The organism is Hungatella sp. (genome assembly GCF_046966825.1).
Map to the genome: position 1 here is coordinate 26,157 of NZ_JBKVCZ010000066.1, position 10,923 is coordinate 37,079.

At 46.7% G+C, this 10,923-nt stretch carries 9 protein-coding genes; all 9 read right to left on the reverse strand.

Features of this window, described 5'->3' with window-relative positions; all coding sequences use genetic code 11:
* Positions 1-1,593: a BsaA family SipW-dependent biofilm matrix protein gene (locus ACLTD4_RS19255; protein ID WP_117634847.1), complete on the reverse strand. Its 1,593-nt coding sequence runs from the start codon at positions 1,591-1,593 to the stop codon at positions 1-3.
* 70 nt (positions 1,594-1,663) lie between these two features.
* On the reverse strand, positions 1,664-2,611 hold the full coding sequence (locus tag ACLTD4_RS19260; RefSeq protein WP_412331479.1) for a BsaA family SipW-dependent biofilm matrix protein: 948 nt from the start codon (positions 2,609-2,611) through the stop codon (positions 1,664-1,666).
* A gap of 30 nt (positions 2,612-2,641) precedes the next feature.
* Positions 2,642-3,481 (reverse strand): BsaA family SipW-dependent biofilm matrix protein, encoded by an 840-nt coding sequence (locus ACLTD4_RS19265; RefSeq protein ID WP_117621800.1) that lies wholly within the window; start codon positions 3,479-3,481, stop codon positions 2,642-2,644.
* Positions 3,462-3,986 (reverse strand): signal peptidase I, encoded by a 525-nt coding sequence (locus tag ACLTD4_RS19270; RefSeq protein WP_117621799.1) that lies wholly within the window; start codon positions 3,984-3,986, stop codon positions 3,462-3,464. Before ACLTD4_RS19270 ends, ACLTD4_RS19265 begins: the two co-directional genes overlap by 20 nt.
* A gap of 21 nt (positions 3,987-4,007) precedes the next feature.
* Positions 4,008-4,961, reverse strand: a complete 954-nt coding sequence (locus ACLTD4_RS19275; RefSeq protein ID WP_055655622.1) for a BsaA family SipW-dependent biofilm matrix protein — start codon at positions 4,959-4,961, stop codon at positions 4,008-4,010.
* Positions 4,962-4,992: 31 nt separating this feature from the next.
* A complete protein-coding gene (locus tag ACLTD4_RS19280; RefSeq protein WP_055655624.1) occupies positions 4,993-5,886 on the reverse strand; it encodes a BsaA family SipW-dependent biofilm matrix protein in 894 nt (297 codons plus the stop codon).
* A gap of 75 nt (positions 5,887-5,961) precedes the next feature.
* On the reverse strand, positions 5,962-6,588 hold the full coding sequence (locus ACLTD4_RS19285) for a BsaA family SipW-dependent biofilm matrix protein (RefSeq protein WP_181988732.1): 627 nt from the start codon (positions 6,586-6,588) through the stop codon (positions 5,962-5,964).
* 2 nt (positions 6,589-6,590) lie between these two features.
* A complete protein-coding gene (locus ACLTD4_RS19290; RefSeq protein ID WP_117621797.1) occupies positions 6,591-7,250 on the reverse strand; it encodes a hypothetical protein in 660 nt (219 codons plus the stop codon).
* A partial coding sequence (locus ACLTD4_RS19295; RefSeq protein WP_412331480.1) for a VWA domain-containing protein occupies positions 7,243-10,923 on the reverse strand: 3,681 nt, incomplete at its 5' end. The genes ACLTD4_RS19290 and ACLTD4_RS19295, both read right to left, overlap by 8 nt.

A 10,923-nucleotide genomic window follows, 5' to 3' on the forward strand; every position in this document is an offset into this window, starting at 1 on the left:
TTAATCTTCTTTTTTCCTTCGAAGCCTTTCGGCCAGGTACAGTAAGGCGATACCGCTTCCGATGACTGTCGCAATCATTGGGATTAAGGGTGTGGTATCTCCGGTCTTTGGAATCAGGGCAAGGGGCACCGGACTGTCTTCAATTACCGTTAAGTCGCCTGCCGGAACCGGGCTGTCGGGAATGGTAACGACTGTATTATGATCAGGCTTACCCGGATTGTCTGAGCCGCCTCCATCAGGAGCTTTCACCTCGGTCACCATGAATTTCCAGTCAACCTTCGTCAGAACTCCTGCATACTTCTCACTTCTTCCGTCTCCCAGCTTAAGCGTCGGATCGAGCGATAACTCAACCTCGATGACCCCTTTATCCCCGGAGGCATAGGTTCCAAGCGGAACCGCCCGGTTCAGTCCTTCCTTCGTAATGAGAGACGCTCCAGTGGCCTTTCCATCGTAAATCAGTGTCCCCTGATAGTATACTTTCATGGTAATTAAGTCCAGAAGCTGGGCTTTGACCGTATCCTGTTCTCTCGGGACCACCTGTGCATAGAGTCTGTACTTCTTTTTCGAGGCATTTTCTATGGACAGCTTATCCTTATAGATTCCGCCCGGAACCATGTCGGTAAAACTCATGAACCAGTTGCCCGTCTCGGCTCCTTCCTCATTTCTGTATGGAACGTATACCATCCTGCCGTTCGACTCCTCAAATTTCAGGGTCTTTACCTCGGCGGATTCAAAAATCCCACTTTCCGCCACCTGGCCGGCCAGATAGGCAAGCGTCTCATCCCCTGTTCCAAAGATTTCCTCCACAGCCGCCTTCGTCGCCTGCACGGTGGAGCCTTTGATGTCCATGGTGTATTTGGCAGAGTCATATCCGAACTCGGCGTTGACGCTGTCTATGGTAACCTTCTTTGTGGAACCGTCCTCCATTTTGATAAAACGGATTTCTTTTCCGTTAATCGTCCTTCCCAGTTTCCGGTTCAGTGTCACGCTTTCCAGAAATTCCGGCGTAGAACTGCCTGGTTCGATGATTCCCATGTAATAAAGTGTGTACTGGCCCTTTGCGTCCGGCACTTCATTCAACAGAAGCCATTTTCCTCTGGCCGCGTCCATGGTACTGACCGCCGAAAGCCCCAGGCTGAGCGAGCTGTCCGCCGTCTTTCCGGAGTCCAGGAGTACCACCGCATTTTTATTGAAATTAGGGATAGAGGCATACTCCTCACCTTCATCCGTCTGAAAGGTCAGAGGAAACGCTTCGCCTTTGAAAGGTGCCACCGGCTCCTGCACAACATCGCCGGAAGCGTTTAACCGTGTGGCATAGACATCCTCCCTGCGAATCCAGCTCTGTGTAATAACAGCCTTAGCCATCACCGGAACGGTCCCCTTATTGCTGATCCGGACCCGTTTTTCCTGTTCCGTACCCGGGGACCAGTCCGTTGGAGGAGTGAACTTTTCGTCAAGAGAGGTCTCATAGGTTCCAGGCATGAACTCATTGCCTGCCGTTATCTCCTGAGTCCATGCCGCCCACATCCCACCGATCAGCATCAGTGATGCCAACGCCGCCAGCCCTAATATTTTGTGTCCGCCTTTCCTCATATCTCTCTATCTCCTGTCTGCTGCTTTAAAATCAGAGGCCTGATAACAGGGACCTCCACCGCTCACCGGATTATGGCTGTACGGTTTCATTCGTCTCTGCCGGCAATGCTTCCGCCATCAGATGATTTCCATTTACAGCAAGGAATTCATCAATCTGATCCTTGTTTATATTTTTAGCGCCGAAAATATCTTCAATCGCACTCTTTGTCGCCTGAACGGTGGTTGCATTGATTGTCATGGTATACTTCGCACTGTCATAACCAAAGGCTGCATTCTTTGTAGTCTCTGTCCTGGTTACCGTATTTCCGTTTTCATCGACAGAGGTGGTTGTCTTTTTCGCGGTGATGGTCGTATTGATGGCCTTATTCAAAGTAGCGCCCTCTAACAGCAAGGGGGTTGCATCTTTGCCGTCGGTTCCCTCTGCTTCAACAATTCCGTTGTAGATAAACTGTACGTCAGAAAAGCCTTTTCCGTCGGAGTTTGTTTCTTTTCCGTCTGTATCCTTCGTATTCATTGCGTTTACCATCACCCATTTTCCAGCTGCTGCTGTATCGTCAAGACCGCTTACCGTTGCTGTAATGCCCATACCTGCTGCCGCATCCTTTACGGATTCAAGCGCCACCACTTCGCTGCCCCAGCTTACAATCGAAGCGTATTCCATCGCATCACCGTTCTGGAACATCAGGTCAAAATATTCTCCTGCCTTTGGAGGAATCGGCTCGCCTTCCTTCTCGTCATCCGTATCGATTACGTCCTCGGTTCTGACCCATACCTGATTAACGGTTGCGAGAGCCGCCCGATTTACGTCGCCCTTATTGGTAACGGTGGCCTTTTTCTCCACCTCTACGCCAGGAACCCATTCGCCAGCCGGGGTAAAGGTTCGGTGATGTCCGTATCGTATTACCGTTTCAAACTCGTTGACCGCGCTTAAATCCTGGTTCCAGTATGCCCAGGTTCCTCCGATTACGGCTACTGCTGCAAGGGCGGCGAGCCCATGAATGCTTTTATTTTTTCTCATTTTTTTTCCTCTTTCTTTTTCATCTTGTTCTTACCGGCACATTTCTTTTAAAGAAGCAGCCAGTTTATCAAAGTTTTCCGGAACCATTTCCCGGTTCCCTGTAAGCACTTCGTCAACCGCGTCCTTTGTGGCCTGGACGGTCTTTGCCGTAATATTCAGCCGATACTCCGCACTGTCGTAACCAAACGAATTCGTATCATAGGAGAATATATATCGGTCTTTTTTATTCTCCTTATCGTAATCCGATACCAGCTTCGTATGTGTTACGGTTGCCTGTGCCCTGGGATTCATGGTAACACTCTCAAGAAGACCGGGCGAAGTATTTCCACCTTCAATCAGCCCCATATAGATAAAGTAATACGCCTTACTGTTCTCATCGTAGGTGTAAACCCATTTGTTGCGATACTCTTCGGGCGATTTCGCTTCTGCATACGGCACGACATCACTGCCAAAATTCTTCAGAGCAAATTCCTGCTGCGTCCCATCTGAATCTTCAAACTGCAAAGGAAGCACATCACCTTTCGATGCTACCTTTTCCTGGCGTTCTGTCTTCCGGCCATCCACCGTTTCATAGGTCGTTATGAAGACATCCTCTTTTCGCACACAGCTCTCTGTCATCCTGGCTACTGCCACAACATCTACATTTCCTTTATTTTTTATGTCGACCTTCTTTGGAATTTCCACCCCCGGCTGCCAGTCTCCCGGAGGCTTAAATTCCTCATGGAGGTCTGTATCATATTTGCCGGTCAGAAATACATTGGAGGCTGACAAATCCTGATTAAAATAGGCCAGGGTACCGCCAATAATCAGAACAATGGCCAGTGCTCCCAGGGAAACTATTTGACTTGCCTTACGATAGTTTCTCCTCATTTTTATTCTCTGTCCTTTCTTCCTCCTTCTTCTTTTTGGGGAAAAGGCTGTCTAAAATTATATTCAGTATGATAATACCAGCCATCATACCGATTACTGTAAAATTCTTGCTGTATGCTACGAAGTATCCCGCATATGGAACGCTGAATTTCAGAACTTTACCAATTACATTCGAGTATTCCACAGGAGAGGGGTCCTCGCTTGGATTTGCATCTCCCTTTGTCGTAAAGGTTCCTGACAGTTCACTCTTCGATGTCACCCTGTGGGTTACCATACCATCCGTTCCTGCACGGAATGTGATGGTGTCACCTACCTGGATATTGGTGAAAGCGGTGTGTTTATAGTAAATTACACTTCCTACATGGTACGTTGGCTCCATACTGCCGCTGAGTACTACAACCGGTTTGTATCCGGCGATCATTGGTGAGGCGATCAGCAGATAGCAGAAAATACAGGCGTAAACGATCCCGGATGCTATGCCGACCAATCCTTTTACTATTTTCATGGTATCTCCCTGCTGGGTTTATTATTGTAACAATCCTGAAACCGGTAAATTTGTTCCCCATTCGCTCTCTACCGCGTCTTTCGTCGCCTGAATGAATTCTGTCGTGATATTTAATGCATAGTTGGCATCAGAGTAGCCCTCCCGACCATCTTCTGTCTTCGATGTGGAACGGCTCCAGAGATACTTAGTCCCTGCATCAATCTCCGCCTTCTCCTCCTTACTTAATTTCTTATCATAGATATCCGTTAAGGAAGAGAGTCCGCTTGATTTCCAGACATCATCTGCAATCTTACTCTTATCGTCTTCGTCTGTTACTGCATAATCCAGAAGTGTTCCGTCTGTATACTTACCGGTATCTACGTTTTTAGCAAGCGTAATTGCAGTCATAAGCGGAGTCTCTGTTGTGGAGGCAACTGCTTTGCCATCGGCAGTTTTCGCAGCTGCCGGCAATACTTTCTTATAATACCAGTAACCATCGGTATGATATTCCCAGTTTGCTGCATCCAGATTCTTATACACAACCGTGTGATCCTGTGCATCAAAAGCGGCATCATCCGAGACAGCTTCATAGGCCGGCACCAGGCCGTCTCTGGCTCCGTCCTCCGAGAAGGCCTTTCCATCATACTGCTTCGCCAGAAGGCTTTCCGCATCCACGTCTGTAAAAGGCACTCCGTTAATACTCTTAATCGTAGCGAACGGCTTACTCTCGCTCTTTCTCGTCCATGACTCATCCATTTTTACACGTACCAGCACATCGTAATCGCCGGTATTCTCTGCTGCGACCCACTTGTCAACGGTTACGCCCGGCTGCCAATCTGTCTTAGGGGTGAACCGCTCAACCATGGAGGTTGCATAAGTTCCTGTGCTCAACGGGTTCGTAATGGATGTTGACTGATTGAAGTAAGCCCATGTAGCGCCAACCACTGCCAGTGCCGCCAGACCACTTACTGCAAATATTTTCTTATTTAATTTCATATGTAATTCCTCCTGTTCCTATTTTCAATAATTACTGATTGCCGACCGTCTCATCTCTCAATGACCAGCTTGTTCCCTTAAGTGTAAATTCACTGTTATTTCCGAAAACTGCATTTACTGCCTGCTTTGTCGCCTGTACGGTCTGGCTTGTAATGGTCAGCGTATAGTCGGCATTGCTGTATCCAGGATTTGCTCCAGGTATAATATCCGATTTGAAATGCTGGATTTTGGCATAATTCTCTTCTCCTATTTCTGCTTTCAAATCTTTTTCCGATACGTATTCACCCTTACTGTCGGTCGGAAACTCCACCCAGTTTTCCGTTGCTTCGTCTGCATCAAACGTATAGTATTTCTTTTTGGCATACTGTCCCATATCCGCATTCTCAATCAGTGTTACTGACTCCAGGAACGCATCGGTCGGATCACCCGCTCCTAATTCATCGGCATAGTAGTAATAGCCATCTTCTTCACGGTAGATCCATTTCCCGGATTCGTTCAATGCTTTCTTTACTACGGAATCATCGACTGCCCACTGTCCATCCTCCGGATCTCCCTGATAAACCGTTACCAACTGGTTCGCTCCAGCCACGCCAGCTGCCTTCGCAGCATCAGATGCCGCTTTTGCTGTGCTGGCTTCCTTGATTAACGTATCGTCATCCTTATTGATCCATTTTTCATCCATCTTTACACGTACTACAACCGGTAAATTTCCGGTATTGACTACTTTAACCACCTTATTTACGGTTGCACCCGGCTCCCAATTCTGGCCCTCTGACGGTTTAAAATCCTCCACCATGGTGCTGCCATATTTTCCTGTATCAAATACGTTCTCTGCCTCCATGGTCTGATTGAAATACGCCATGGTTCCTCCAACTGCACAAACGGCCAGTACCCCTGCCAAAGCTAATACGTTTTTCTTTTTCATTATGATTTTCCTCCTGAATTTTCCTTTTTATTTTGCAGACGGATAAAACCGCCTTTGATAACAAACCTTTCATTCTTACGGTGCGAGAAGTCCCTTCCAGTCAAAGGCAACCCCCTTCGTATTTTCCCCGTTAATCTGTCCGCTCCAGCTATCCAGAGAAAGACTGTCCGCAGGTACTGCATCTGACGTAAACTTCAGTTCATAGACGAGGCCGCTGTAATCATAGTCATGATGATCATTGCTCACCTCCGGGCTGAGTGTCAGACTCTTTAAGATATCTTCCGTCACACTTCCTTCTGATCCGGATTTCTTCAAAACATGTTTATAGTAGTAATAATCACCGACTAGAAACCAGTCTGATTTCCACGAATCTGTCCAGTTTTTGCTCACTTTTTCGGTATCCGGAGGATTTGTCGTCACGGCATTCCCCTGGCTGTCCTTCCAGCTTTCTAAAACCTTAACCCGAAGAATCAAATCCAACTCGCCTGTGTTCCGGAAAAAGGGCTTCTTCTCAACGGTTTCTCCCGGAAGGAATGTACTGTTGGGATTAAAATTTTCTACCAGTTCCACACCACTCTTTTCTGTTGCAAGGGGATTTCTGATCTGTACCGTATTACTATAGCTGGCCCAGCTTCCTCCTATCCCTGTTAAAAGGACAAAGGCCGCGAGGATAACAGCTAATTTTATGGGTTTCCTTTTCAAAATCAGTTTCCTCCTCTCCAGTCAAGTAATAACGAATCTTTGCTGCTCTTCCAGAGCTCCGTTGTCAGCCTCTGATCTTTCACCTGAAAGCTGGTTTCGAATACGGCTCCCACCGCGTCCAACGCAGCCTCCAGCTGGTCGCTGGCCTGCACCGTCTCTGTTCGGAAATACAGTTCGTACCCGGCTGTGCGGTAACGCTGGTCAGACAGTTCCGCAGTTCTTCTAAAATCTACGGCCGTCAGTATATATGGCGTACTTTCCTTCGGTTTTAAAACCCTTGTATAGTAGAACCAGCCATCTCCGCCCTCCTGCCAGCTTCCGTCTGTATTCCAATTTTTTACGGCAGCTTCTTTTCCCTCCGGCTCATTAGGAAGGATCATACGCTGCTCCCCTTCCTGATAAGTCCATATCTCACCGTATGAGACGCGGAGGAATACATCTGCATTACCTGTATTTTCAAACTTTACTTTTTTTGTCTTCAGTCCTTCCTCTACCGATCCGACCTCTTCACGAACCTCCACACTCACCGTCGGTGTTCGAATCTGGTTCGTCAGCTCCATTCTGTGGCTGATACTTGCTCCCGTAACTCCGATTCCAACAGCCGCAATCACAAGAAAGACGAGACTCATTATTTTTACAATATTCCGTTTTTTCTCAGGCAAGCCTCTCATCCTCCTCTAATATTTTGATTGCCACACGCCGTTCCCCCGGATCTACGGCAGCTGCTACCGGTGATTCCGGAAGTGAGGTATTTACCGGTCCTTCCTGATTAAAGGGGACCTCCGCGCTTCCATTGGTATAATTCGTTACTGCTGCTGCCGCGTGAAAATACGGTTTATGCCCGAATTCGTTATGAACCTCAATCAATAAATCATCACCCGGATTCACAGTAACTTCCGTTCCGTTCAGCCGTCCGTCTGCCACATTACCACTTTTTGCTTCCTTCACCACAAGGAATGTCCCGGCCTTCCGATATTCCATGGGAACCGATTCATCAATCCGGAATACCCCGCTTTTCGTAACAGGGATATATGGACTTATCTCTCCGTTTTTCAAGGCAACCGACGTATAACTGGAATCCCCCTGGTACATATGGATGAGAAATTGATCCTCAGGGTCTCCTGCGGTTCCATCGACAATCTTTGTAAGTTTTACCTTCCCGACACTTACCTGAAGTACCGGATGATCGTATTCCAGAGTCCCATGGGAGGTGCCTACAGAATACTGAAGAGTCGCCTCCGCATTTGTTTGAAATCCGGGTTTGCCGGAACTGGTATCATTGCCAGGAGCATCGGTACCCCTGTCACCCGTGATTCCACCATAGGGATCGTCAGGATTCACGGCTGTATTGGCTGCGTAGTCCTGATACGCTCTGTCCGTCGGTTTCACACCAAATGTTACACTGTATACAGCATCCTTTTTCAATTCATAGTCTGCCTTAAATGTTACGACAATTTTCGCCGGCGCCTCTCCGGTTCTTTCAGAAATCGCTATGCTTGAAACTGCTTTCCCATACTCTTCAGCAGTCATTGCCTTACCGTTGATGGCTATCGTTACTTTTGACGGATCCGTCGTAACAAAATCGGCGTAATCGCTTAACTCATCTGTAATTGTTACACCGGTCACACCATATGTATTTTTCTGAAGTGTATTCAGAATTTCGTTCTCAATGGCATTGAATACGGGATCCGTATCTCCTTCTCCAGCCGCTGGCAGGAAATTTGTTTTGATATTTGGTGTTGAAGTCTTCATATAGTTCTCAATTATATTTAAATAACCATCTTCACTCAGCGCATCTTGAGAATACCCAATTGCAAAAAAGGTAACATCGCCCAGCTTATTTAGCTTCTCAAGCTGAACTTTGGATTTTGTCGCATCTTCCTTTTCATCATCCTCTGAAGGCTCTCCATCCGTCAAAAACACAATGTATCGTTTCAGGTTTTCTGCACCCTGGTGTGCCGTTGATCCTGTACCCAGTAATTCAATCGCTTTCTCCAGACCCAGATACGGATAAGTTCCCAATACAGGATTCTCAATGTTTAATTCCGTTCTATATTTGTCTGTTACGCTTGGCCACTCATTCTCCCCATTGGCGGGAAGCACCTGATCTGCTTTTCCATAGTATTGGCCATACCAGCTAATTCCATAAAAATGCACTCCCGCATATCTTACATCGCACCCCTTTTTGCCCAGACTTTCGATGAGTTTTTTTACAGCTGCATTGACGAGTTCTCGTCTGGATTTACCTTTTGCAGGATTATCCCCACCTGACATTGATTGTGCCATACTTCCTGATTTATCAAGTACAAATACAATATCAGCCGGAACTTTTTCTGTCGTTGTGCTGCTTGTGGACTCTACTGTTGATCTTACATTGAGAGTCAGATCATACGTTCCATTGCCGTTATCCTTAATGTATTTTTGATAATCCGGTTCATATGGAGCCTGCACAACTGGCCTGGGATATGTAAAACCTTCTGTATTGCCGCTCCAGATTGCTTTGGCACTGTCATTTGAGAAAAACCCTGGCTGGCCACTGCTGGTAGTATTTCCCCCATAGTCCGTTTCATCTTCGCCCGTATCGGGATACTGACCCGTCTCATGATAATAGTCTTTTGCACTGTCGCTGACCTTTATTTCAAAAGAGACACTGTAAGCTGCATCTCTGTTTAAAATACCATTGGAAGTAGCTTTTGATAAATCCAGTGTTACTGTTCTCGTTTGGTTATCGTAACCCAAACGGTATTTACTGTGATCGAGTACCTTTTCTTCGCCATCTGTCGTCACCTTAACTACCGCATTTGAGAGAGACTGATCTTTCAGCTCAACCCACTGGCTAAGAGTATCTGTTATCTTTACATTCTTTAATTCCATAGACTCTAAAATTGCCGTAAATGCTGATGTCAGTGCTGTATCATTCGCTGCGGTAATGACTCTGCCCGGATCTTCTGCAATGGCATTTAGTAACTTATTGCTGGCACCGCCGCCTATATTGACAGCATAAGAAATCAATCCTCTGTTTAACTCTCTGAATCCATTTTTACAGGTAACTGCTGAAATAGTCTGACTTGTATAATCTTCATTCGTATAACCGGAGCCGCGTCTTGTACCATTTGAATCAATACCCTCAAATGTATCCGCTCCTCCATACTTGCCTTGTGACATGTAAAAGGTAGGCTGACCATCACTGAGAAAAATCATATAGGGAATATGGCCTGATTCAACATTCTTTAACATCTTAGACGCTTCCCATAATCCGTCCTCACAGTTGGTTCCATTTTGAGCAGTTAAGCTGCCCACCGCTTCCTTTATCTTACTTAAGTTATTCGACCACGACAATTTCGCATTCGCCGCTTGATCAAAGGAAACAATTCCAAATCGGCTCTCTGAATTTTTCTCCAGAATACTGTCAATAAATCCATCCACCTCTGTTCGCCCACTTTTATAGCCAAGCAGCTTTTTTATCTTATCCAGTCTTGAATTTCCTTTAGAGGCCTCACTGTTGTTTGTCAAATTCCACGCCATACTCCCTGAAGTATCAATCACCAGTAAAATATCCAGCGGAGTTCCGCCTCCCGCAATATCCAGATGCAGCCTGTAATCATCTCCGCCCAGGTATTCAATCTGCTTATGCGCCCCCGAAACCTTCGGCACTAAATTGCTTACACTGGTAACACCCGCCTGCAGCACCGCTCGTTCTGTAGTATCCTGTGCCTTAAATAGCGCTCTGCTGAAGAAATTTCTTTTTGGCTGTTCTTTCTTTACTTCCGCCACGGCTGCCGGAAGAACATTCAGACTTAAATGGATAATTCCCTCTTCCTCATCATAAACCGCATTATCGCTGTCATCATACTCATCCTCGTCCTGATCATCCCCTATCATCGCCTGCCACTCTTCAAAGGTCATCTCGTCCTCAGACTCATTCAGTTCTTCCTCATCGGCCAACGGTTCCATTAAAGTAAACACGTTATGTCTGGAACTGGAAATCTTTAACTCTGTTTTAGCAGCGGCATTCGATTTCGCTTCAGGATTCTGAGTATCATTTCCTGCCGATTTCTCCGTTTTTGAGGCTTCAGAGTCTTCTTTCCTATTGCTTGTATCCGTGTTTACAGATGTAGCTTTATTTCCGGCAGTATTGATGGTTTTCTGCGATCCTCCAGTTTCTGGTTTTTCGTTATTCTCCTGCTTTCCTCCACCCTCTTGTGTTCCTCCGGCTTCCGACTTTCCGCCATTCTCCTGCTTTCCCCCGGCCTCCGCTTTTCCGCCATTCTCCTGCGTTTCTCCGGCTTCCTGCTTTCCTCCGGTCTCCTGCTTTACTCCGGCTTCCTGCTTTCC

Coding starts and splice junctions, on each gene's coding strand:
- ACLTD4_RS19260 (WP_412331479.1), bottom strand. CDS start 2,611: ATGAGAAAAAATAAAAGCATTCATGGGCTCGCCGCCCTTGCAGCAGTA.
- ACLTD4_RS19275 (WP_055655622.1), bottom strand. CDS start 4,961: ATGAAATTAAATAAGAAAATATTTGCAGTAAGTGGTCTGGCGGCACTG.
- ACLTD4_RS19255 (WP_117634847.1), bottom strand. CDS start 1,593: ATGAGGAAAGGCGGACACAAAATATTAGGGCTGGCGGCGTTGGCATCA.
- ACLTD4_RS19265 (WP_117621800.1), bottom strand. CDS start 3,481: ATGAGGAGAAACTATCGTAAGGCAAGTCAAATAGTTTCCCTGGGAGCA.
- ACLTD4_RS19280 (WP_055655624.1), bottom strand. CDS start 5,886: ATGAAAAAGAAAAACGTATTAGCTTTGGCAGGGGTACTGGCCGTTTGT.
- ACLTD4_RS19270 (WP_117621799.1), bottom strand. CDS start 3,986: ATGAAAATAGTAAAAGGATTGGTCGGCATAGCATCCGGGATCGTTTAC.